A 23,509-nucleotide genomic window follows, 5' to 3' on the forward strand; every position below is an offset into this window, starting at 1 on the left:
AGAAGCTGACGCAGCACCATCACGTGCGCAGAGTACTCGCCGTGAAGCACTACCGGAAGGACGGGGCCAGCCCCCGAACAGATGAAAGCTAAGAACTTCTTCAAAGGCCCGGGCATCTGGATCGTCGTTGTGGTCGGTCTGCTCCTTGTGGCTTTTGCAACGCTCGCCCCCGGCGGTGCGGCCCGGATCGATACGGACAAGGGCCTGGAATTGCTCGCCAATAACAAGGTGGAGCAGGCCAAGATCTTCGACGGCGAGAACCGCGTTGACCTCACACTGAAGGACGACCTGCAGCTGGACGGGCAGGACAAGGGCAAGAGCGTCCAGTTCTTCTTCGTGGATGCCCGCGGCCAGGACGTGGTGAAGGCTGTCACCGACGCCAAGCCCGCCCAGGGCTTCACCGACCAGCCGATTGAAAGCAACTGGTTCTCCGGCCTGCTCTCCCTCCTGATCCCCGTCATCCTGCTGGGCGCCCTCTTCTGGTTCCTGATGACCCGCATGCAGGGCGGCGGCTCCAAGATCATGCAGTTCGGCAAGTCCAAGGCCAAGATGGTCAGCAAGGACATGCCGCAGGTCACCTTCGCGGACGTCGCAGGTGCGGACGAGGCTGTGGAGGAACTGCAGGAGATCAAGGAATTCCTGCAGGAACCGGCCAAGTTCCAGGCCGTGGGCGCCAAGATCCCCAAGGGCGTGCTGCTCTACGGTCCTCCGGGCACCGGTAAGACCCTGCTGGCCCGTGCCGTTGCCGGTGAAGCAGGCGTGCCTTTCTTCTCCATCTCGGGCTCGGACTTCGTGGAAATGTTCGTCGGCGTCGGCGCGTCCCGCGTCCGCGACCTTTTCGAGCAGGCCAAGGCCAACTCCCCGGCCATCATCTTCGTGGATGAAATCGACGCCGTAGGCCGCCACCGCGGCGCCGGCATCGGCGGCGGAAACGACGAACGCGAGCAGACCCTTAACCAGTTGCTGGTGGAGATGGACGGCTTCGACGTCAAGACCAACGTGATCCTGATCGCCGCCACCAACCGGCCCGACGTCCTGGACCCCGCGCTGCTGCGTCCCGGCCGTTTCGACCGCCAGGTCTCGGTAGAGGCGCCGGACCTGATCGGCCGTGACCAGATCCTGCAGGTACACGCCAAAGGCAAGCCGATGGCGCCCGGTGTGGACCTGAAGGCTGTGGCCAAGAAGACTCCCGGTTACACCGGTGCCGACCTTGCCAACGTCCTGAATGAGGCTGCGCTGCTCACCGCCCGGTCCAACGCCAACCTGATCGATGACCGCGCACTGGACGAGGCAATCGACCGCGTCATGGCCGGCCCGCAGAAGCGCAGCCGCGTCATGAAGGAGCACGAGCGCAAGATCACCGCGTACCACGAAGGCGGCCACGCCCTGGTGGCGGCTGCCCTGCGGAACTCGGCTCCGGTCACCAAGATCACCATCCTTCCCCGCGGCCGTGCCCTGGGCTACACCATGGTGGTTCCGGAGAACGACAAGTACTCCGTGACCCGCAACGAGCTCCTGGACCAAATGGCCTACGCCATGGGCGGCCGCGTGGCCGAGGAGATCGTCTTCCACGATCCCTCCACCGGTGCCTCAAACGACATCGAAAAGGCCACCGGCACTGCCCGCAAGATGGTCACCGAGTATGGCATGAGCGAACGCGTTGGTGCTGTCCGCCTGGGCCAGGGCGGCGGCGAACCCTTCCTGGGCCGCGATGCAGGCCACGAGCGCAACTACTCGGACCAGATCGCCTACGTGGTGGATGAGGAAGTGCGCCGCCTGATCGAGCAGGCCCACGACGAGGCCTACGAAATCCTTACCGAGAACCGCGACATCCTGGACCTGCTGGCCCTTGAGCTGTTGGAGCGGGAGACCCTCAACCAGGCCGAGATTGCCGACATCTTCCGCGACGTGCGCAAGCGCGACTTCCGCGAGGTGTGGCTGTCCAAGGAAACCCGCCCCGTCCTGGCAGGGCCGGTGGAGACCCGCCGGGAGCGGGCCGAGCGGGAAGCGCAGGAAGAAGCGAAGAAGGCCCGGCTGGACGAGCCGCTGGACGCCCAGCCCCCGCACCCGCAGGGCGTTCCGGAGGATGCACCCTTCAAGGGCGGAGTCACCGACTCGGGGCCCGACACCCTTCGCGGCTAAGCTTTCCCTGTGACTTCCTTCGACGACGACGACGTTCCCGCCTCCGCCGGATACCTGGCCCAGGACGGTTCCCACCATTCGACGAGCCACAAGGTGGACCGGCCACGGATCGAGGCGGCCGTCCGCGAAATCCTCCTTGCCATCGGCGAGGACCCGGACCGCGGCGGCCTCCTCGACACCCCCAAAAGGGTGGCGAAGGCGTATGCCGAGGTGTTCGCCGGGCTGCACCATGACCCCGCGGAAGTCCTGTCCACCACCTTCGACCTGGACCATGAGGAACTGGTCCTGGTCAAGGACATTCCGTTCTACTCCACCTGCGAGCACCACCTGGTGCCGTTCCACGGGGTGGCCCACGTTGGCTACATCCCCTCGCACGACGGCAGGGTCACCGGGCTGAGCAAGCTGGCCCGGCTGGTGGACATCTACGCACGGCGGCCGCAGGTGCAGGAGCGGCTCACCACAGAGATCGTCGAAGCGATGGTCCGCTACCTCAAGCCCCGCGGCGCCATCGTCGTTGTCGAATGCGAGCACATGTGCATGTCAATGCGCGGCATCCGCAAGCCCGGAGCGAAGACCGTCACCAGTGCGGTCCGCGGGCAGCTTCATGACCCGGCCACCCGTGCCGAAGCCATGAGCCTCATCCTCGGAAGGTAACCACAGACCCATGGATTCACTCGCTGCAGCCCCCGGAACGGGGCCCGCAACCTCCCCGCTGCCCATCCTCCGCAAGCCCCGCCCCGCCGCGCGCTTTGAAGACCTGCCCACCGGCCGGACCTTGGTCATGGGCATCCTGAACGTGACCCCTGATTCCTTCAGCGACGGCGGAAAGCATGCCACGGCGGACACCGCCATCGCGGCCGGCCTGCGGATGTTCTACGCAGGTGCGGACATCATCGACGTGGGCGGGGAATCCACCCGCCCGGGGGCAGACGACGTCAGCCCCGACGAGGAACAGCGCCGGGTCCTGCCCGTGATCGAGGCCCTGGTGAAGGCCGGGGCGCTGGTCAGCATCGACACCACCCACGCCTCTACGGCGGAAGCGGCCGTCAAGGCAGGCGCGGCCATCGTCAATGACATCTCCGGACTGAGCATCGAGCCCGAAATGGCCGAGTTCGTCGCAGCGTCCAAGGTGCCCTACGTCCTCACCCACCGCCGCGGCGACGCCCGCACCATGAACTCGCTTGCAGAGTACGCCGATGTTGCCGGGGAAGTGGTGGCGGAACTGGCAGGAGTGCGGGACAAGCTCTATGCCGCCGGAGTCAGCGCGGAACAGATCATTATCGATCCGGGCCTGGGCTTCGCCAAGAACGATGCCCAGAACTGGGAACTGCTGCAAAACCTTGACCAGCTGGACACCCTGGGCCACAAGGTCTTGGTGGGCGCCTCCCGCAAGCGCTTCCTGGGCACCCTGCTCACCGTGGCAGGAAAGGCCGCCGCTCCCGAGGAGCGGGACGGTGCCACGGCGGCCATTACGGCCATCAGCGCCTACCGTGGGGCCTGGGCCGTCCGGGTCCACGACGTCGGCTCGAGCCTTGACGCCGTCAAGGTGGCCGCGCGCATGGCGGCCGTACCTACGGCACCAGCCGTACCCAAAACGCAGTAGGGCCGGGGGACCCATGGACAGGATTACGCTGACTGGAGTGACCGCAGTTGGTCATCACGGTGTCTTCGATTTCGAACGCCGGGAGGGCCAGCCCTTCGTGGTGGACGCGGTGCTCTACCTGGACTTCACCGACGCGGCGCAGTCCGATGACGTCCGGGACACGGCGCACTACGGCGAGGTGGCGCAGCGTATAACCGAGTGGATTTCCGGGGAACCCCTGAACCTCATCGAGGCACTGGCGGTACGGATCGCGGACAGCCTCCTGGCCGAATTCAAGCTTCAGGCCGTGGAGATCACCGTCCACAAACCCCAGGCCCCCATCGAGGTTCCTTTCGGCGACGTGGCCGTCACCGTCCACAGGACGCGGGTCCCCGCGGACAATGCCCTGGCCGGGGCCGGCAGATGAACGGCATCTACACCAAGGCCGTCCTCGCGCTCGGCAGCAACCTTGGTGAACGGAACGAGACTCTGACTGAGGCCGTGGCGGACCTGGTGGATCCGCCGGAGGTGCGCCTCCTCGCCGTCTCACCCATCGTCCAGACGAAAGCCGTGGGCGGCCCCGCCGGCCAGCCCGACTTCCTGAACATGGTCATCACCTTGGAAACCAGCCTGACCCCCAAGGAACTGCTGGAACACTGCCAGGCCGTCGAAAACAAGCACCTCCGCGTCCGCGAGGTGCATTGGGGACCGCGGACGCTCGACGTCGATATCATCACCTACGGGGACCTCCGCAGCGACGATCCCGCCCTGACGCTCCCGCACCCCCGCGCTGCCTCCCGTGCGTTCGTCCTTTACCCCTGGTCGCTGATCGAACCCGCCGCCACCCTGGAGGGCGAAAGGATCAGCGCGCTGGCCGCCCAGGCGGACGATTTTCCCGATCTGGCTCCGTTCGACGGCTTCGGCGATTTCGACGGGATGCCCACGGCCGGCGCGGTGGAGGAGCGATGAAGCCCATCAACCCCCTGCGCCTGCTGCTGATCGGCGTCATCCTCGCCATCGCAGGCTGGTCTGCCACGGTGGTGACCAGCCGCTACAGCATTGCCACGCCTGTTTTGCCTGCCACCGCGCTTGCCACCATGGGCGTCATCGTCATCATCACGCTGATCCTTGGCATCCGCATCCTAAGGTGGCGTAACAGCCTCAAACCCAACAGCACCGTAAAGAAGACCCAGTTGGACCCCCTCCTGGCCGCCCGGACCCTGGTCCTGGCCCAGGCATGCGCGTATGCCGGAACAGTGCTGCTCGGCTGGCACGTCGGCATCTTCCTGGACCAATTGCGGATCTGGAGCATGCGCAGCGACCAGGGAATCACCTGGCTGGCGCTGGCCATGGCCGGCGGCGGCCTGGTGATGATCATCGTTGGGCTCATCGTGGAGCGGTTCTGCAAGATTCCGCCCGAGGACAGCGATCCAAACCTGGACGGGAAAAAGGGCCGCCCTGCCCGCGGGGAGGCTGCTGGGGAAGGCGAATATGCATACCGAGGCGATTGACCCCCCGGGTATCGCCTGGCAGCGGGTGTCGCCAAAATACATAACAGTCCGCCTCGTGGAATGGGCCCTGGGCAACCTGGCCGCGGTCCTGATCCTTTCCGTTCCGCTGGTGTTTGTCCTCCTGGGCTGGTGGCGGTGGCCTCCACTGTGGCTGGCCATTACTGTTCCGGCCGTCATGATGCTGATTGCCGTATGGCGGCTGGTGCTCATCCCGCGGCAGGTCAGGGCCATCGGCTACGCCGAGCGCGACGACGACCTGCTGGTCAGGAGCGGCATCTTCTTCCAGCGCACCATGGCCGTTCCGTACGGGCGCATGCAATACGTGGACATCGCGGTGGGGCCCGTGGAGCGCGGCCTGGGACTGTGTACCGTGAAGCTCCACACAGCATCGCCCGGCACCAACGCCCGCCTCCCCGGCCTGTCGGCTGCGGAGGGTGCGCGGCTCCGGGAACAGCTGGCCGCCCGCGGCGAAGCCAGGCTGGCAGGGCTGTGACGGCTGACGGCCAGCTGCCCGGACGGCCAGTCGTGCCTCCTGCGGCGGCCGGCCCGGAAACCATAGTGGCCGACGGCGAGTGGCTGCGTGTCCATCCCGCCTCACCTTTCATCCGCGGCTGGGTGGCCCTGGCTGCCATCGCCTTCTTCTTTGGCAGGGACCTGTTTGAGCGGTCTCTGCAGGGCCAGCCAGTTTTCGAGGAAGGGTTTTCCCGCCGCGCGCCGTGGCTCCTGGGAGGCGGTGCCGTGGTGCTGGCCGTGGCGGTGCTGGGATTCGTCCTGACTTGGTACTTCACCAAATACCAGGTGTCCGCCGGCTATGTCCGCGTCAACAGCGGACTCCTCTTTCGCCAGCACCGGCAGGCGCGGCTGGACCGCGTGCAGGCGATCGACATCGTGCAGCCCCTCCTGGCCCGCATCTTCGGCCTGGCCGAACTCAAGTTCGAGGTGGCAGACGCCGGCGAATCAGCTGTGCGGCTGGCTTACCTGAAGATTGCTGACGCCCGCCAACTGCGGGCCACCATCCTGGCGCACGCTTCCGGTGCTGTTGCCGGCGCCGGCTCAAGCACTGGGTACGTGAGCGGTTCCGGCGGCCCGTCGGGCACCGGTTCAGCAGGCGCGGTTGGCCGGCAACATCCCACCCAGCACGCGTCCGAGGCGCCGGAGTTTACGGTACTTGCCGTGCCGCCGTCGCGCCTTGTCGGATCGTTGCTGCTGAGTGAGCAAAGCTTCTTCATCGTGGTGGGAGGCGCCGCTTCGGTGGTCCTGTCCGCGCTGACGGACAACCGGGCCTTCTACTTCTACCTGGTGCCGGCTGCCCTTGGCCTTGCAGCCAGTTACTGGAATTTTTTCAACAAGGGGTACAACTTCACTGCCGCCATTTCCCCGGACGGTATCCGGCTACGGTACGGGCTGCTGGACACGCAGGCGCAGACCCTGCCGCCGGGCCGGATCCAGGCAGTGAAGGTTGCCCAGCCTCCGCTGTGGCGCCCGTTCGGCTGGTACCGGATGCAGGTGAACGTGGCGGGCTACGGGACGTCGGGCAACGCCGTCGAAGGCAATACCAGGACCATCCTGTTGCCGGTAGGTAAATTCGCCGATGTCCTTGCCATGCTCTCGCTGGTCCTGCCCGACCCCGGAACCAACCATCCTGAGGCGGTGTTTTCTGCCGGGCTGGGTGGTTTCGATACCGACGGCGGCTTTGTCACCACGCCGCGGCGGGCGTGGCTGCTGGCACCACTTGCGTGGCGGCGGAACGGCTTTGCGGCCACGGACACTGCCCTGTTGATCCGCTCCGGCCGCTGGTGGCGGGAACTTGTTGTCGTGCCGCACCAGCGGACGCAGTCGATGGCGCTTCAACAGGGGCCCCTGGCGCGCCGCTTCCGCGTGGCGGACCTGGTGCTGCACACCACTGCCGGTCCGGTGGCCCCGCGGCTGACCCAGGCGGGGCTTGACGAGGCCCGGCAACTCTTCGACGAGCAGTCCGCGCGCGCCCGGCTGGCACGGAAGCGGCAAACCACCGAACAATGGTTGCGGCAGGTTGTTCCGGCAGTTGAATCAGCTCCGGAATCCACGCCGGCCGTTGAGCCCGGGGCTGCCCCAGCGCCCCGCACCCATTACCAACAGGAAGGCCAGCAGCATGGCTAAGCCCGGACGCCTCGGCGTCGGAATCATCGGCGCCGGCAAGGTAGGGGCGGTACTAGGCGCCGCCCTGCGCGCAGCCGAGCACGCCGTCGTCGGGGTGTCAGCGGTGTCCGAAGCCAGCCGGGAGCGGGCCGAGACCCTGCTGCCCGGCGTGCCCATCCTGGAAGTGCAGGACGTCGTGGAGCGCGCGGAACTGGTGCTGCTGGCGGTGCCGGACGACGCACTGCCCGGGTTGGTGGAAGGGTTGGCAAAGCTCGGCGCGTGGCAGCCGGGCCAGTTGGTCGCACATACCTCCGGGCGCTTCGGCGTGGGCGTGCTCCATCCCGTCCGCGCCGCCGGGGCCGTTCCACTGGCGCTGCACCCGGCCATGACCTTCACCGGCATGAGCCTGGACCTCACCCGGCTGCTCGACTGCACCTTCGGGGTGACGGCCGATGCGCCCATGTTGCCCATCGCCCAGGCGCTTGTGGTGGAGATGGGGGCCGAACCCGTGGCTATCGCCGAGGCGGACCGGACGCTCTACCATGCAGCCCTGGCCCACGGGTCCAACCACCTGGTTACCTTGGTGGCGCAGGCGTCACAGCTGCTGCGCGAGGTTGGCGTCGAATCGCCCGAACGCATGCTGGGGCCGCTGCTGCGGGCCACCCTGGAGAACGCACTGGCCTCGGGGGAGTCTGCGCTGACCGGTCCCGTGGCACGTGGGGACGTGGGAACGGTCAGCGCGCACGCCGAGGCGTTGCGGGAGTTCGACGCCGGCGGGCACGGCGACGTGCTGGAGGCCTACCTTGCGATGGCACGCGCCACAGCCCTCCGCGCCGAAGGGCGCGGACTGCTGAAACCTGACCAGCTGAAGGGGCTGCACGAGGCCCTCGATCCGAAGGAGGACTGAATGTCCATTAAACTCGTCACCACCGTGGCCGGCCTGCACGCCGAAAGCGCACGTCTCCTCGCGGCGAAGCAGGGGACCTCGCAGGGGCTGGTGCCCACCATGGGCGCACTCCACGAAGGACATGCCGCCCTGGCCCGCGCCGCCGTCGAAAATAATGACGTGGTGGTGGCGAGCATCTTCGTGAATCCCCTGCAGTTCGGCGACGCTGTGGACCTGGGCCGCTACCCGCGGACGCTTGAGGCGGACCTTGCGCTCCTGGAGGAGCAGGGCGTGGACCTCGCCTTCGCCCCCTCCGTGGAGGAGGTCTACCCCGGCGGGGAGCCTTTGGTGCGGGTTACGTCCGGGCGCCTGGGGGAGAAGTGGGAAGGCGCCTCCCGGCCCGGCCACTTCGACGGCGCCCTGACTGTTGTTGCCAAACTGCTGCACTATGGGATGCCGGCGGCTGGCCTTCCGGCAGGATCTGCGGGACCGTCCGGCAGCGTCCCGGCCTACCGGGCCTACTTTGGCCAAAAGGACGCCCAGCAGTTGGCCCTGGTCCGGCGTATGGCCGCAGACCTGAACTTCCCGGTGGAGATTGTGGGCGTTCCCACGGTCCGTGCTGACGACGGGCTGGCCTTGTCCAGCCGGAACCGCTTCCTGTCCGACGAGGAGCGGGACGCCGCGCTGGTCCTGTCCAGGGCGCTGCGGCTGCTGGAAGAGCGGGCGAACGCGCACGAGCCATTGGATCTTGATTCTGCCCTGGCGATGGTGGAGTCCCAGCCCCTGGTGGAACTCGACTACTTCGACGTGGTGGACCCGCGAACCCTTGAACCCCTGGCGGAGAACTGCCGAGAGACCCCTTTCCGTGGCGAGGCCCTGGCGCTCATTGCAGCCAAGGTGGGTCCGGTGCGGCTGATCGACAACGTCCCGCTGAGCTCCTGACGCCGGGTTAGCTTCCGATCCAATCTGTTGAAGTGTGCAGGGTCGGCAGGCCTTGCGGGGGCGCGGGAGTTTGTGGATGCGGGCCGTGGGCCTGGAGGCCCAGCCCGTCCTCACTTGCCATGAGCTGTTCCAGGAGTGCCTTCTCCGGCCGGCCGGGATTGCGCGCTACGGAGCGGCGGAGCCGTGCCCTTGACAGTTCTTCGGAGGGATCGGTGCTGGAGAGCAGTTCATCGATAATCTCCTGGGCCTGCCACCGGAGGGACTCGATGGCAAACTGGCGTATTTCGGCAGGAGTGTCACTGGGAAGCCATGGCTCCGGGTCAGGGGGTACCGGGGCGAGCTGCTCTGCTGTCATGGCGGCCTCCTTGCATCAAGGCGCAGGGGCCACATAGACCCGTGCGACGTTCGAATGCACTGCACGTAGGACAAGACTATATCGGGAAGACAGCGAATAGTCAGCTTGCTTATTACTTTCAGCTTTCTTAGGCTGGACATGTCAGGCAATCAACTCTAGGGCGGTTCCTGCGCGCCTCAAGGCCGCAGGCCGCCTCAGTCGAGGAGGAACAATGGCAGAGCACAGCATCGCAGGCAAGAAAGTGGCATTCCTGCTGACTGACGGCGTGGAGCAGGTAGAGCTCACCAGCCCCTGGCAGGCAGTGAAGGATGCCGGCGGCGAGCCCACCCTGATCGCTCCCAAGAGCGGCAAGCTGCAGGGCTACAACGGCACGGACAAGGGCGATACCTTCGACGTGGACCTCACGGTCGCCGACGCAAACGCCTCCGACTTCGACGCCCTGGTACTTCCGGGCGGCGTCGTCAACGCGGACCACCTGCGTGTCGACAAGGATGCGCAGAACTTCACCCGCAGCTTCTTCGAGCAGCACAAGCCGGTGGCATCAATCTGCCACGGTCCCTGGCTGTTGATCGAGGCCGGCGTGGTCAAGGGCCGCAACGTCACGTCCTACTTCACCCTGGAAACGGACCTGAAGAACGCAGGCGCCAACTGGACTGATGAGGAAGTGGTGGTGGACCAGGGCCTGGTGACCAGCCGCAACCCGGACGACCTCCCGGCCTTCAACAACAAGCTAGTGGAGGAGATCTCCGAAGGGCAGCACGCAGGCCAGACTGCCTAACCCCTAAAGTTCCCTCAGGGTTTTTAAACCCGTATGGAGGAATTACTCCAGCGGGTAGAGTGTTGGAACCTGCAGCGGCGTCCACCGCGCATCACTCATAAAACAGCCCTGAGGGAACACCCATGTCTACCGAAGTCTCTCCGAACGCCGGCGGCCAGCCCGTCCAGGGCGAAGGAAACCGCGACGATTTCCGCGGTGGAGTCCGCCAAGGAGCCCAGCCCGCTGCGCCGGAGAAGATGTCCCGGGAATCGGTGACTATCATCAGCACGCTGCTGGTGGCGACGTTCGTGGTGATCCTTAACGAGACCATCATGAACGTCGCCCTGCAACGGCTCATGGTGGACCTGCGCGTGGATGCGCCCACCGTCCAGTGGCTCTCCACCGGCTTCATGCTCACTATGGCCGTGGTCATCCCCACTACCGGCTTCATCCTCCAGCGGCTCTCCACGCGGGCCGTCTTCCTGCTGGCCATGGGCTTGTTCGCCAGCGGAACAGCGCTTGCCGCGGTGGCCCCCGGGTTCGAGATCCTGCTGCTGGCCCGCATCGTCCAGGCGGGCGGCACCGCCATCATGCTGCCCCTGCTGATGACCACCATCCTTACCCTGGTCCCGCTGGCCAAGCGCGGTGCCGTCATGGGCAACGTGAGCATCGCCATTTCGGTGGCACCGGCCATGGGTCCCACCGTCTCCGGCCTGATCCTGGAGCACTTCACCTGGCGCTTCATGTTCGTCTTCGTCCTGCCCGTAGCCCTCGCCGCGCTGGCCATTGGTGCCAAGTACCTCACCAACGTGGGCGAGACTGAAAAGGGGCGGCTCGACGCGCTGTCCGTCATCCTCACCGTCCCGGCCTTTGGCGGCCTGGTGTACGGGCTCAGCCAAATCGGCGGCGGCCATGGCGGCCAGGCTGGTCCGGGCGCCGGTGCCATCGCGGCCCTGGTCATCGGAGTCGCTGCGCTCACGGTATTCGTGCTGCGCCAGGTCCGGCTGCAGAAGGCTGCCGCGCCGCTGCTGGACCTTCGCGCCTTCAACTTCCGCATGTTCACCGTCTCGGTCCTGCTGATGGTGGTGGCCATGATGGCCCTCTTCGGCGGCGTCATCCTGCTGCCGCTCTACCTCCAGCAGGTCCGCGGCCTGGGCTCGCTCGAAACCGGCCTTGTCCTGCTTCCCGGCGGCCTGGCCATGGGCCTGCTGGGCCCGGTCATCGGCCGTGCGTTCGACAAGGTGGGTCCGCTGCCCCTCACGGTCACCGGATCCATCCTGATGGTCGTCACCCTCTGGCAGTTTTCAATGCTCGACGCCGGCACGGCCGTTTGGTGGATCGTCACCCTGCACGTGGGGCTGAGTTTTGGCCTGGCACTGCTGTTCACCCCCGCTTTCACCACGGGACTGAACCCGCTGCCGCCGCACCTCTACTCCCACGGGTCTGCGATCATGAGCACCACGCAGCAGGTGGCCGGTGCCGCCGGCACGGCCTTGCTGGTGTCGATCTTCGCGGTGGTGAGTGCGGCGTCCGGACTCGTCGCCGGGATGAGCGCCGCGTTCATGACGGCAACCGTCATAGCCTTTGCCGCCGTCGTGCTTTCCGCCATGATGCGCAAGACCGAAGGTGCCGGTCCGGGCCACGGCGCAGCGCACTAACCCTGGCATCAGCCCAACTAGCTCGCAGTAGTTGTCGTTTTGAGCGTCCAAAACGACAACTACTGCGAGCTACATGGGTCAGCCGGCGTAGAAGTCGCTCAGTTCCTTGATGAGCTTGTCCGGGGCCTTGATGGCGCCGTCATGGCCGAAGCCGGGCAGGATGGTGTAGCTGGAGCCGGACAGTACGTCGTGGATCTGGCCGCAGGCGATGCCGAAGTAGGCCGGGCTCTTTTCGCCCACCACGATCAGCGTCTCCAGCGGCAGGTCCAGGAACGGCTCGGCAGGCATGTCCGCGGCGATGATGGCCTTGATCTCACGGACGCCGGTGCGCATGAGTTCGCGCTGCTGCTTGCCTTCCGTGGTGCCGGCGGTCAGCTTGTTGGCCAGGGTCAGCATGGACAGCGGCATGCGCGATGAGAAGGATCCGCCGGCTTCCAGGCCGCGCTGGATCACGGCGAGGGCGCGGTCATCGTCACCGGCGGCAATGGCCCGCTCATACTCAGCAATCCAGTCCGCGCTGACGCTGCCGTTCACCGACACCGCGGGGTCGTAGACTGCGAGCCGTTCCACGGGGAGGGTCCGCGCCGCATGCAGGGCAACGGCCCCGCCGAAGCTGTGCCCAAAGACGTCCGTGCTGGAGGTGTGCTTCATGACGGTGTCGAGGTCCCGGATGTCCACGTCCAGCGTGTAGTCCTCAGGCTGAGGCGACGACGAGCCGCGGCCTCGACGGTTGAACGTGTGCACGGGCCGGCCCAGGGCCGCGCTCAGTTTTTGGGCGAACCTGGTGTAGTCAGCGGCCGTCACCATGGAGGGCGGCACCACCACCACACCCGAACCGGCCGAAGCCAGTTCCGCGCCAGTGGAGAAGAGCTCCACAGTGCCGCCGTCGGGGGTCCTGATGTTCTCTCGCGTCATGCTCCGAGCCTAGCCGAGCAAGCCGGGTGGGGGCATCACGGACGCGGGCGTCTCCGGCTCAGGCCAGCTGCTGAATGAGGGCCTGGCTCGCCGCGCGGATGGCCGGCAGTTGGTCCCCGAGGCCGCAGAGGATCAATCCCGCGTCCGCCGCCTGCATTGCAGATTCCGCCGTCACGGCACCATCAGCCCGCAGATAGATCAGGGATTCGACCAGGCGGAACGTGAAGTCGCCGCCGTCCGGGCCGGTCACGGTTGCTGACAGCCCGCCGCCCAGCTCCCCGTACAGCCGCCGGAGCTCCTGGCGGTGGCTGAGGAACCGGGCGAAGCGCGTGGTGCGCACCTCGGGCAGGTGGTACAGGACGCCAAGATTCCACCGGGCGCTGCACAGCTGGGTGCCGTCGTAAAGCGCGACGGCGTGAAGCCGGCTTCCAGCCGGGCTTTCCGTCTCAAGACGGTCGGCGGGCAACGCGGCAACTGCGCGCGCGAACTCCAGGCCCCCTGACACCGTCCCCTCCAGGAGGTCCTCGAGGATGTCGTCCTTGGTTTTGAAGTGGTGGTAGAGGGATGACTGCCGGATTCCCACGGCGTCCGCGATGGACCGGGTGGAGGTGCTGGCGAAGCCCTGCGTGGTAAAAAGCTCCGCCGCGGCGTCGAGGATCTCGTCGCGGGCGGTAGCCCCTGGCCGCGAGGGCTGCTGGTGGCGGGGGCGTCCCGGTCCGGCTGAAGTCACGGCCCCATTGTTGCACTGGCGGATGGACCAGTGGGCAGCCCGAAAACGGCCGGCAGGAATGGTGAGGGGACGGAAATCTGCGCGAAACAAGATGTCTATCCGCCTTTTACAGAGGTGAAACTGTTTGGGGACATCCCGCTGGAAAACTATCAATTGACCGGTAATCAGCAGCCTTCGGCCGAGCGCTGCAGTGCCGGGAGGCTTTGCCCCCCAATCCCTTTCCAGCCCGGAGATTCCCGATGACCTCAACCGTTCTCCCCACCGTCCACCAGGACGATGCAGACCTGACGTCCCTTGGCTACCAGCCCACCCTCCACCGAAAGCTCGGCCGCTACGCTTCCTTTGCCGCTGGCTTCTCTTTCGTTTCGATCCTCACCACCATCTTCCAGCTCTTCGCGTTCGGTTACTCCTTCGCCGGGCCCGCGTTCTTCTGGACCTGGCCTGTTGTCTTGGTGGGCCAACTGCTCGTGGCGCTGAACTTCGCCGAGCTTGCCGCCCGCTACCCCCTCTCCGGCGCCGTGTACCAGTGGGCACGCCGCGTCGGGGGAGAGGGCGTCGGCTGGTTCGCGGGCTGGTTCATGGCCATCGCGCAGGTGGTCACCGCCGCTGCCGCCGCCATCGCCCTGCAGGTGGTCCTTCCCCAGCTCTGGGACGGCTTCCAGGTGGTGGGCGGCGACCCGGCGCTCAACACGGTGACCGGCGCCAGCAACGCTGTGGTCCTGGGCGCCGTACTCCTGGTGGCCACCACCATCATCAACTCCCTGGGCGTGAAGCTCATGGCGCACGTGAACTCGGTGGGCGTCACCTGCGAGATCGTGGGCGTCGTGGCCGTGATCCTGGCCCTGGTCAGCGCCGCGCAGCGCGGACCGGATGTCGTGGCGGACACCACCGTGCTGCAGGGATCAGACCTCGGCGCGGTGGGAGCCTTCCTGGTCTCCGGGCTGATGGCCGCCTACGTCATGGTGGGCTTCAACTCCGCCGGCGAGCTGTCCGAGGAAACCAAGGACCCGCGCCGGACCGCCCCGCGGACCATCCTCTCCGCCCTGCTCATCTCCGGGATCGGCGGCGCACTGATGATCATCACCGCCCTGATGGCCGCACCCAGCCTCGATGACGGCCGCCTGGCCACCGAAGGCCTGCCCTACGTCCTCACCGCGGTCCTGGGCACCTTCTGGGGCAAGGTCCTGCTGGTGGACGTGGCCATCGCCATCTTTGTCTGCACCCTGGCCATCCAGACCGCCGGGTCCCGGCTGGTCTTCTCCATGGCCCGCGATGGCAAGCTCCCGGCGTCGGCCCTGCTCTCCTCCGTCCACCCCACCCGCGGCACGCCCATGTGGCCCTCCATCGTGATCGGCGCCCTGGCAGTTGCCGTGCTGGCCATCAACGTGGGCAACGCGGCCCTGTTCACCACGCTCTGCAGCGTCTGCATCGTGATGGTCTACCTGGCCTACCTCCTGGTCACCGTCCCGCAGTTGGTCAACCGCCTGCGCGGCGACTGGGACCGGGTGGGACAGACCATGCCGGCGGGCCTGTTCTCCCTGGGCCGGTGGGGCCTTCCGGTCAACATCCTGGCAGTCCTTTACGGCGGCGTCATGGTGGTCAACCTCGCCTGGCCCCGGCCTGAGGTCTACGACCCCTCCGGCGAAAACGGGCTCCTCCTCTGGTCCGCACCACTGATGGTCACGGCCGTCCTGCTCCTGGGCGTTTGGGTCCGGCAGCGGAACCTGGCCGCCAAAGCCTGACACGCGCAGATCTTCCGAAAATTCCAGCAACTACAGGACTGACATGACACAGACCCTCGAAACACCAGTAACCGGCACGGCCACGACGGCCGGCGCCCGCGCCCACGCCCGCGAGCAGCACGGCAAGACAGCCGAGAGCATGCGCCACGTGCCGGCAGCGTCCGCCCCGGCCCGCCTTTTGGCCGGAATGCCCGACGGCGTGATCCCCACCTGGGCCGAATCCCTCGCCTTTGGCCGCTACACCACCATGGTCCTGGCCCGCGGCACCCGGATCCGCCTCACCGACACTGCCGGCGACGCGTGTGTGCACGCCCTTCTGTACCGCGCGGGCAGCCTGCACGAACGGCTGAACATCGCGGACACCGTCAAGGTTCCCTGGCAGGCCTACCCCGGCACGGGCCACCCGCTGCTGTCCGACGCCGGCCGTCTGATGGCCACCATCGTCGCGGACTCCTCATCGCGCCACGACACCCTCACCGGCGCCACCACGCTGGCAGGAAACACAGCCAAGTACGGCGCCGGAGCCGCCCACAGCTCCTCCCCGGCAGCGCGCGAACTGCTCACCCTGGGCGCACTCAAGAACGGCCTCGGCACCAGGGATGTGGCGCCGTCGCTCTCCTTCTTCAAGGGCATCACCGTGGACCCCGCCGGCAGCATCACCTTCACCGGAAGTGCCGGGCCGGGTGCCGCCGTCGAACTCCTGCTCCAGATGGACGCTGTGCTGGTGCTGGCCAACACCGCCCACCCGCTGGACCCCCGCCCGGACTTCGCCGGGACCGCCATCGACATCCTTGCCTGGCACGCACCGCAGGACCTCGAGGAGCTGGAAGCCGGCTCGCTCACCGGCCCGCTGGCGCCCGAACACCGGCAGGCCCTCCGCAACACCGAACACGACCTCACCGCAAGGAATGCCCGATGAACACCGCCACTGACACCAAGCCCATCCCGGACGCCGCCGAAACCGCGCTCGCCGCAGGCACCGTGATCCTGGACGAATTCGTCGAGGCCCGCGGCCCCTGGTCAGCGGTAGTGGCAGCCGGCGACGTCCTGACCATCGTGGACCTGGAAGGCAACCAGGCGGTGGACTGCCTGCTGTACTCAGCAGCCGACACCACTGTGCGTTACTCCGCTCCGGCAACCATCGCCGCCCAGCAGTCGATCGTCCTCACCACCGGCTCAGTCCTCCGGGCCGACACCGGCGCACCCCTCATGACCGTGGTGGCAGACGAAGTGGGCGTGCACGACACCGTCGGCGGCGCCTGCTCGCAGGAATCCAACACGCTCCGCTACGGCCAGCACACCCGCGAACAGCACGCCTGCGTGGAGAACTTCCTGATCGAGGGCTCCCGCTGGGGCCTGGGCAAACGGGACCTGGTGTCCAACATCAACTGGTTCATGAACGTCCCGGTGGATCCGGACGGCGCCCTGGGCATTGTGGACGGCCTGTCCGCCCCGGGCAAGCGCGTGGCACTCCGTGCGGAGGTGGACACCCTGGTGCTCGTCTCCAACTGCCCGCAGATCAACAACCCCTGCAACGGCTTCAACCCCACCCCCGTCCGCATGATCGTCACCCGGCCGGAGGCAGCACGATGACCACATTCGATACCCTGCTGGTCGCCAACCGCGGCGAGATCGCCTGCCGCATCATCGAGTCAGCCAGGAAGCTGGGCCTGCGGACCGTTGCCGTGTTCTCGGAGGCGGACCGCGGCGCCAAGCACGTCCGGCTCGCCGACGAAGCCGTGCTGCTGGGACCAGCCCCTGCCAAGGAGTCCTACCTGCGGGTGGACGCGCTCCTGGCCGCGGCCAAGGCAACCGGCGCGGGCGCCATCCACCCCGGCTACGGCTTCCTGTCAGAGGATGCAGCCTTCGCCGAGGCCGTGGAAGCGGCCGGGCTCGTGTTCGTGGGTCCCACCCCGGAGCAGCTGCGCATCTTCGGCACCAAGCACACAGCGCGCGACGCCGCCCGGGCGGCCGGGGTGCCCATGATCGCAGGCTCCGGACTGCTTGCGGACGTGGACGCCGCCGTGGCGGCCGGCAAGGAGATCGGCTTCCCGCTGATGCTTAAGGCCACCGGAGGTGGCGGCGGCATCGGCATGACCGTCTGCCGTTCCGAGGCCGAACTCGCCGAAAGCTTCCCCCGCGTTGCCCGGCTGGCCAGCGCAAGCTTCGGCACCGCGGGCGTTTTCGCCGAACGGTACGTCGAGAACGCCCGGCACGTGGAGGTCCAGGTCTTTGGCGACGGCGAAGGCCGGGTTGTGAGCCTCGGCGACCGGGACTGCTCGCTGCAGCGCCGCCACCAGAAAGTCCTTGAGGAAGCCCCGGCTCCGGACCTCCCGGCGAAGCTGCGGGAAGAACTGCACCGCAGTTCCCGGGCTCTCTGCGCCTCGCTGAACTACCGCTCCGCCGGCACGGTCGAGTTCGTCTACGACGCCGCCCGCAAGGAAGCCTCCTTCCTGGAAGTCAACGCCCGGCTCCAGGTGGAACACCCCGTCACCGAAGCCGTCACCGGCGTGGACCTGGTGGAATGGATGCTCTGCCTGGCGCAGGGCGGGAGCGAAGCACAATCAGTGCTGGAAAACGTTCCGGACGCACTGCCGGTTTCCGGCCACGCCGTGGAAGCCCGCCTCTACGCCGAAGACCCGGCCCGCGGTTTCCAGCCCAGCGCGGGAACCGTCACCAACGCAGTCTACCCTGCAGCGGATGAAGCCCGCGTGGACGCCTGGGTGGAAACCGGCACCGAGGTTGCCACCAACTACGACCCCCTCCTGGGCAAGATCATCACCGCCGGCGAAAGCCGTGCGGACGCCTTTGACCGGCTCGCGTCCGCCCTGGACAACACCCGCATCGACGGCATCGAGACCAACCTTGGCATGCTTCGGGCCGTGAGCGGGATGGACGTGGTCCGCAGCGTCCTGCACTCCACCAGCACCCTGGACAACGTGGGGGATCCTGAACCGCGCATCACCGTGGGCCGCCCCGGCCTGCAGACCAGCGTGCAGGACTGGCCCGGCCGCACCGGGCTGTGGCAGATCGGTGTCCCGCCGAGCGGCCCCATGGACGATCTCTCCTTCCGGCTTGGCAACACCGCCCTCGGCAACCAGGAAGGCGCTCCCGGCCTGGAGTTCACCATGACCGGTCCCAGCCTGACCTTCACGCATCAGACCACCGTGTGCGTCACCGGCGCGGAAGTGGTGGTGACAGTGGACGGAACGGAGGTGCCCGCCTGGACGCCCGTCACGGTCCCCGCCGGAGGAACCCTCGACGCCGGCACGGCCGCCGGAACGGGCCTGCGCGGCTACATCCTGTTCCAGGGCGGCCTGGACATTCCGCAGTACCTGGGCAGCGCCTCCACCTTCACCCTGGGGCAGTTCGGCGGCCACGCCGGACGCGTCCTTCGCGCCGGTGACGTGCTCCGCACGGTGAAATCCGGCGTCGAACAAATTCCCGCCGCTGCAGTGCCGCTCGACAGCCGCCCCGCGCTCACCGCCACCTGGGAACTGGCCGTTGCTGAGGGCCCGCACGGCGCCCCCGAGTTCTTCCGGAGGGAAGACATCGAAGAGCTCTACGCCGCGGAATACGAGGTCCACTTCAATTCCGCCCGCACCGGAGTCCGGCTCATCGGACCCAAACCCCGCTGGGCCCGGACCGACGGCGGCGAGGCAGGCCTGCACCCGTCCAACATCCACGACACCGCCTACTCCGTGGGCGCCCTGGACTTCACCGGCGACACGCCCATCCTGCTCGGCCCGGACGGCCCCAGCCTCGGCGGCTTCGTCTGCCCGGCCACCGTGGTCACCGCCGAGCGTTGGAAGCTGGGCCAGCTCCGCCCGGGGGACAAGGTCCGGTTCGTGCCCATCAAAGCCAGCCAGGCGCCGTCGGCCAAGGACCTGGGACCCGGACGCCAGCTGGTGCTCCCGGGCGACGCGGACTGGACGTCGGATCCGTCCATGGCCGCCCCCGCACGTTCGTTCCGGGGCGATGGCGACGACGGCGTGCTGGGCCGGGTTTCCGAAGGTTCCGGCCGTCCCGGCGTTACCTACCGCCGCTCCGGCGATGACAACCTGCTGGTCGAATACGGCGAGATGGTGCTGGACCTTGGCCTGCGCGCACGCGTGCACGCCCTGCACCAGCAGATCGAGGCGCTCCGCGTCCCCGGCATCGTGGACCTCACCCCGGGCATCCGGTCACTGCAGATCAAGGTGGACCCGTCCGTCCTGTCCACCACGCGGCTGCTGGACCTGGTCCAGGAAATCGAGGCCGCGCTGCCCGCCAGTTCCGAACTGGTGGTTCCCAGCCGCACCGTCCGGCTCCCGCTGTCCTGGGATGATCCCGCCACCCGGGAGGCCATCGAGCGCTACATGGCAGGCGTCCGCGACGACGCCCCCTGGTGCCCGTGGAACATCGAGTTTATCCGCCGGATCAACGGCCTGGACTCCGTCAACGACGTCTTCGACACAGTCTTCAACGCCGAGTACCTGGTGCTGGGCCTGGGCGACGTCTACCTGGGAGCCCCAGTGGCCACCCCGCTGGATCCGCGGCACCGCCTGGTCACCACCAAATACAACCCGGCCCGCACCTGGACGCCGGAAAACGCCGTGGGAATCGGCGGAGCCTACATGTGCATCTACGGCATGGAAGGCCCCGGCGGCTACCAGTTCGTGGGCCGTACCACGCAGGTCTGGTCCCGCTACGCGGACTCGGCCCCGTTCGAGCCGGGATCGCCCTGGCTGCTGCGCTTCTTCGACCGGATCTCCTGGTACCCCGTCAGCCCGGAGGAACTGCTGGACCTAAGGGCCGACATGGCCGCCGGGCGCGGCCGTGGCGTGGAGATCGAGGACGGCACCTTCTCCCTCGCCGACCACGAGGCATTCCTGTCCGAAAACCGTGCGTCCATCGACGCGTTCCGGGAAAAGCAGGGCGCCGCTTTCGCAGTGGAACGGCAGGCCTGGGCCGACGCCGGCGAGTTCGACCGGGCGGAGGCGCTCGCCGCCGTCGTTTCCCCTGTGGCCGACGACGTGGAGGTGCCCGAGGGCGGCGCACTCGTCTCCGCCCCCTTTGCCGCCAGCGTCTGGAAGGTGGACGTGGCGGAAGGCGACCGCGTGGTCAAGGGCCAGCCGCTGGTGTCGCTGGAGGCCATGAAGATGGAAACCGTCCTGGAGGCACCCTCTGACGGAATCGTGCTTCGTGTCCTGCCGGCCGCCGGATCTCAGGTGGTGTCCGGCGAGGCGGTGGTGGTCCTGGGCGGCAGCGACCTGGAACCCGTTGATGAAGTCCTGGACCTCGGGGCACAGGACCTGGAGGAGGCGGCAGTATGAGCACCACAACCACCGGCAGCGCCACCCGCCGCGTCAAGGCAGCACTCGCGGCGATTGAAACGGTGGACCGGCCAGAAATCTGGATCACGCTGCGCGCCGCCGAGAACCTCCTGGCCGAAGCAGCCGGAATCGATGCGGCTGTAGCCAGCGGCGCGGACCTCCCCCTGGCTGGACTCCTGCTCGCCGTCAAGAACAACGTTGACGTGGCAGGCATCCCCACCACGGCCGCCTGCCCGGGCTTCGCCTACACGCCGGAGAAGGACGCCGAAGCCGTGGCCCGGCTCCGCGCAGCCGGTGCCCTGGTCCTGGGTGCCACCAACCTGGACCAGTTCGCCACCGGGCTGGTGGGCACGCGGAGTCCCTACGGTGCGGTCCGGGATTCCCGCCGCCCCGGCTACATTTCCGGCGGCTCCAGCTCGGGCTCCGCTGTTGCGGTGGCGCTGGGGCTGGCGGACATCGCGATCGGCACGGACACGGCGGGATCGGGCCGCGTCCCGGCCGGGCTGCAGGGCATTGTCGGGATCAAGGCCACCCTCAACGTGGTCTCCACAGCCGGGGTGGTGCCGGCCTGCCGGTCCTGGGACGCCGTCACCATCTTTGCCCGGCACCTGTCCACCGCCGAACTGGCCATGGGCATCATGGCCGGCAATTCACGGGCCTGGCCGGCGGACATCCGGCTCGCCGCGCCGTCCCGGCCGCGGGTTGCATACCCCGCGGCGCTGCCTGCGCTGCCGCCGGAATGGGCCGCGGAGTTTGACCGGCAGGTTGACCGGCTGCGGTCCTCTGGGGTGGCCGCCGAACCGGTTGAATTCGACGACTTTCTCCAGGCTGCCCGGCTGCTGTACGACGGTGGTCTGGTGGCCGAACGGTACGCCGCGGTGGGCAGCTTCCTGGAGAACCACGACGGCGGCACGGACGGCCAAGTGGGAATCGATCCGACAGTTCGGGGCATCGTCCGCGCGGCCGGCGAAGTGCCTGCCCACCGGTACGTCGCTGATACCGGGCGGCTGGAGGAACTCAAGGCCAGGGCCATGGCCCGGCTGGAAGGCTTCGACGCGTTGCTGGTTCCCACCGCGCCGTTCCATCCCACGCTGGCAGAAGTAGCTGCCGACCCCGTGGGCGTGAACTCGTTGATGGGCACCTACACCAATTTCTGCAACCTGTTCGATATGTGCGCAGTGGCCGTTCCCGCCGGGGAGGTGGACGGCGCCCAGTTTGGACTCACGGTAGTGGGCCGCACTTTCGATGACGCCGTGGCTGCCGACATCGCGCGCCGGATCGAAACCACTCCCGCGCCGCCTGCGCTCTTTGCTGAGGGAGCAGCTGCCCCCGGAGCTACGGTTCCCGGCGCCGTAGGCGGGGCCGGCCCGGAAGGCGGCAGGCCGTCGTCGTCCGCTCCCTGGCCGTTGGCCGCAGGTGCCCAGGCCGTGCCGCTGGTTGTGGTGGGGGCCCACCGCAAGGGCCAGCCACTCGCGCCGCAACTGGAGGAGCTCGGGGCGTTCTGGGACGGCCCGGTCCGGACGGCGGCGCGCTACCGGATGGTGGCGCTGGACACCGTGCCGGCCAAACCCGGCGTCTACCGGTCCGACGACGGCGCCGAGTTGGTGGGGGAGCGGTGGCTGGTGTCCCCGGCAGCTTTGGGGACGTTCCTGGCGGGCCTTCCCGAGCCGATGCTGCTGGGGTCCGTGCAGCTGTCGGATGGGTCCGCCGCCGTCGGGTTCGCCTGTGATGCCGTCGCCGCTGCGGGCGGGGAGGACATCACTGCCTGGGGCGATTGGTTGGCGGACCGGAGCGTGGAACCGAAGCCGCGTACGGTGTGGCGGAACCTGGGGGAAGCTGCCCTTGCGGGGTTCAGCCGCGGGGAACGGGGATAACGCCGGCCTGGTCCGGGCGGGAATCATCGTCCGGGCGGGCCTCCCCGTCCGGACGTTCGTCCTTGAAATACGCTGCGATGGCCTCCACCAGTTCCTTGACCGCTGCAGGGACAGACCCGTGGAAGCACTTGGGGGAGAGCTGGTAGGTGCTGCCCGGTACGGCCGCGTGGAGCCGTTCGGCAGTCTCCCTGTAATAACTGGGACTCTTCCCGCCGGCTATGAAGTGGGTGCCCGGCGGCAGCACGCTGAAGTCCCGGGCGTGATCCTTCTCGTCGTAGGCCGCGCGCAGCTCACCCACGCCGCTGGGCATCACCTGGCGGAAGATTGTGTTCACCTTGGTCCGGGACAGGACCGCCATCAGGCCGGCCAGGACCGGCTCCGGGATCCTGGCCATCGCTGAGCCCGGGCTGGTGGCCTTCTTCATGTGGGCCAGGGCGAGTCCCACCCTGCCATTGTTGACGGCGTCCTCGAACCCGTCCAGCCAGCGGGTGTCGATGCTGCCGTCAATGTTCACGGCAGCGTCGTACACGGCCAGCTTGTCCGGGACCAACGGGGTGCCCGTGAACTCCTGGACCGCGTTCAGCGCCACCGATCCGCCCAGGCTATGGCCCAGGACGTTCCGTGCGCCGGTGGCGGCGAGGACGGTCCGGACATCCTCGATCTCGGTGGCCATGCTGTAGCCAGGCGGCTGTTCGGACGAGTTGCCCCGGCCGCGGCGGTCATAGACGTCAACCGCCCAGCCGTCGCCCAGGCCCTTCGCCAGCGCAATCGAGAATGGGCGGTAGATCAGGGCCGTGAGGAATGCGCCGCCAATCAGCAGCACACGCTTTTCGCCCGGCGCGTCCTCGGCGCCGTAGCTGTACAAAGCCAGCTTGCCGCCGTCGTGCGTTGGAAGGACCCGTTCTTTCACCAGCCCATCCTAGGCAGCAAGCCTGCGCGGCAGCTGGGAACCGGGGTGGCCAATGCCCGGTAAACTTGATAA

The 23,509-nt window shown here is 67.7% G+C and carries 21 protein-coding genes; 17 read left to right on the top strand and 4 right to left on the bottom strand.

Annotated features, from left to right (window positions below; all coding sequences use genetic code 11):
• Nucleotides 1-81 precede the first annotated feature (81 nt).
• Genes ftsH through LFT49_RS01935 form a run of 10 tightly spaced genes read left to right on the top strand, consistent with a single transcriptional unit; the run spans nt 82 to nt 9,181 of the window.
• On the top strand, nt 82-2,142 hold the full coding sequence (gene ftsH, locus LFT49_RS01890; protein ID WP_237429578.1) for an ATP-dependent zinc metalloprotease FtsH: 2,061 nt from the start codon (nt 82-84) through the stop codon (nt 2,140-2,142).
• Nucleotides 2,143-2,151: 9 nt separating this feature from the next.
• Nucleotides 2,152-2,796 (top strand): GTP cyclohydrolase I FolE, encoded by a 645-nt coding sequence (gene folE / locus LFT49_RS01895; protein WP_236821038.1) that lies wholly within the window; start codon nt 2,152-2,154, stop codon nt 2,794-2,796.
• 10 nt (nt 2,797-2,806) lie between these two features.
• The gene (gene folP / locus LFT49_RS01900) at nt 2,807-3,745 is read left to right on the top strand and encodes a dihydropteroate synthase (RefSeq protein ID WP_237429579.1); all 939 of its coding nucleotides are present in this window, start codon (nt 2,807-2,809) and stop codon (nt 3,743-3,745) included.
• Between the two features lie 13 nt (nt 3,746-3,758).
• The gene (gene folB, locus LFT49_RS01905) at nt 3,759-4,151 is read left to right on the top strand and encodes a dihydroneopterin aldolase (RefSeq protein WP_237429580.1); all 393 of its coding nucleotides are present in this window, start codon (nt 3,759-3,761) and stop codon (nt 4,149-4,151) included.
• On the top strand, nt 4,148-4,693 hold the full coding sequence (folK, locus tag LFT49_RS01910) for a 2-amino-4-hydroxy-6-hydroxymethyldihydropteridine diphosphokinase (protein ID WP_237429581.1): 546 nt from the start codon (nt 4,148-4,150) through the stop codon (nt 4,691-4,693). The genes folB and folK overlap by 4 nt, the downstream gene beginning before the upstream one ends.
• Entirely contained in the window at nt 4,690-5,235 is a 546-nt protein-coding gene (locus LFT49_RS01915) for a DUF3180 domain-containing protein (protein ID WP_237429582.1), read from the top strand. The genes folK and LFT49_RS01915 overlap by 4 nt, the downstream gene beginning before the upstream one ends.
• A complete protein-coding gene (locus LFT49_RS01920) occupies nt 5,216-5,728 on the top strand; it encodes a PH domain-containing protein (RefSeq protein WP_237429583.1) in 513 nt (170 codons plus the stop codon). Before LFT49_RS01915 ends, LFT49_RS01920 begins: the two co-directional genes overlap by 20 nt.
• Nucleotides 5,725-7,374, top strand: a complete 1,650-nt coding sequence (locus LFT49_RS01925) for a PH domain-containing protein (RefSeq protein ID WP_373462173.1) — start codon at nt 5,725-5,727, stop codon at nt 7,372-7,374. The genes LFT49_RS01920 and LFT49_RS01925 overlap by 4 nt, the downstream gene beginning before the upstream one ends.
• Nucleotides 7,367-8,260, top strand: coding sequence for a Rossmann-like and DUF2520 domain-containing protein (locus tag LFT49_RS01930; protein WP_237429584.1), 894 nt, complete (start codon nt 7,367-7,369; stop codon nt 8,258-8,260). The genes LFT49_RS01925 and LFT49_RS01930 overlap by 8 nt, the downstream gene beginning before the upstream one ends.
• Entirely contained in the window at nt 8,261-9,181 is a 921-nt protein-coding gene (locus LFT49_RS01935) for a 4-phosphopantoate--beta-alanine ligase (protein WP_237429585.1), read from the top strand.
• Nucleotides 9,182-9,188: 7 nt separating this feature from the next.
• Here LFT49_RS01935 and LFT49_RS01940 read toward each other — a convergent pair whose 3' ends face one another.
• A complete protein-coding gene (locus tag LFT49_RS01940; protein ID WP_237429586.1) occupies nt 9,189-9,536 on the bottom strand; it encodes a hypothetical protein in 348 nt (115 codons plus the stop codon).
• Nucleotides 9,537-9,747: 211 nt separating this feature from the next.
• On the opposite strand from LFT49_RS01940, the gene LFT49_RS01945 reads away from it, so the two are divergent.
• Both LFT49_RS01945 and LFT49_RS01950 read left to right on the top strand, forming a co-directional pair.
• Nucleotides 9,748-10,314 (top strand): type 1 glutamine amidotransferase domain-containing protein, encoded by a 567-nt coding sequence (locus LFT49_RS01945; RefSeq protein WP_237429587.1) that lies wholly within the window; start codon nt 9,748-9,750, stop codon nt 10,312-10,314.
• Between the two features lie 122 nt (nt 10,315-10,436).
• On the top strand, nt 10,437-11,951 hold the full coding sequence (locus tag LFT49_RS01950) for an MDR family MFS transporter (protein ID WP_237429588.1): 1,515 nt from the start codon (nt 10,437-10,439) through the stop codon (nt 11,949-11,951).
• 78 nt (nt 11,952-12,029) lie between these two features.
• Here LFT49_RS01950 and LFT49_RS01955 read toward each other — a convergent pair whose 3' ends face one another.
• Both LFT49_RS01955 and LFT49_RS01960 read right to left on the bottom strand, forming a co-directional pair.
• Nucleotides 12,030-12,866 (bottom strand): alpha/beta fold hydrolase, encoded by an 837-nt coding sequence (locus LFT49_RS01955; protein WP_237429589.1) that lies wholly within the window; start codon nt 12,864-12,866, stop codon nt 12,030-12,032.
• A gap of 58 nt (nt 12,867-12,924) precedes the next feature.
• Nucleotides 12,925-13,596, bottom strand: a complete 672-nt coding sequence (locus tag LFT49_RS01960) for a TetR/AcrR family transcriptional regulator (protein WP_237429590.1) — start codon at nt 13,594-13,596, stop codon at nt 12,925-12,927.
• Nucleotides 13,597-13,835: 239 nt separating this feature from the next.
• Between LFT49_RS01960 and LFT49_RS01965 the strand changes: the two genes are divergently transcribed.
• Genes LFT49_RS01965 through atzF form a run of 5 tightly spaced genes read left to right on the top strand, consistent with a single transcriptional unit; the run spans nt 13,836 to nt 22,527 of the window.
• Nucleotides 13,836-15,338, top strand: a complete 1,503-nt coding sequence (locus tag LFT49_RS01965; RefSeq protein ID WP_237429591.1) for an amino acid permease — start codon at nt 13,836-13,838, stop codon at nt 15,336-15,338.
• A gap of 43 nt (nt 15,339-15,381) precedes the next feature.
• Entirely contained in the window at nt 15,382-16,257 is an 876-nt protein-coding gene (locus tag LFT49_RS01970) for an urea amidolyase associated protein UAAP1 (RefSeq protein ID WP_236800596.1), read from the top strand.
• Nucleotides 16,254-16,931 (top strand): urea amidolyase associated protein UAAP2, encoded by a 678-nt coding sequence (locus tag LFT49_RS01975; protein ID WP_237429592.1) that lies wholly within the window; start codon nt 16,254-16,256, stop codon nt 16,929-16,931. The genes LFT49_RS01970 and LFT49_RS01975 overlap by 4 nt, the downstream gene beginning before the upstream one ends.
• Nucleotides 16,928-20,653, top strand: coding sequence for an urea carboxylase (uca, locus tag LFT49_RS01980; protein ID WP_237429593.1), 3,726 nt, complete (start codon nt 16,928-16,930; stop codon nt 20,651-20,653). Before LFT49_RS01975 ends, uca begins: the two co-directional genes overlap by 4 nt.
• Nucleotides 20,650-22,527 carry an allophanate hydrolase gene (atzF, locus tag LFT49_RS01985; protein WP_237429594.1) on the top strand — a complete coding sequence of 626 codons (1,878 nt, stop codon included), beginning with the start codon at nt 20,650-20,652 and terminating at the stop codon, nt 22,525-22,527. The genes uca and atzF overlap by 4 nt, the downstream gene beginning before the upstream one ends.
• Here the strand turns inward: atzF and LFT49_RS01990 are convergent.
• Nucleotides 22,505-23,437: an alpha/beta fold hydrolase gene (locus LFT49_RS01990; RefSeq protein ID WP_237429595.1), complete on the bottom strand. Its 933-nt coding sequence runs from the start codon at nt 23,435-23,437 to the stop codon at nt 22,505-22,507. The two genes, atzF and LFT49_RS01990, sit on opposite strands and share 23 nt — an antisense overlap.
• Nucleotides 23,438-23,509: the final 72 nt, after the last annotated feature.

Source organism: Arthrobacter sp. FW306-06-A (assembly GCF_021870055.1).
In the GTDB taxonomy this organism is placed as follows: Bacteria; Actinomycetota; Actinomycetes; order Actinomycetales; family Micrococcaceae; genus Arthrobacter.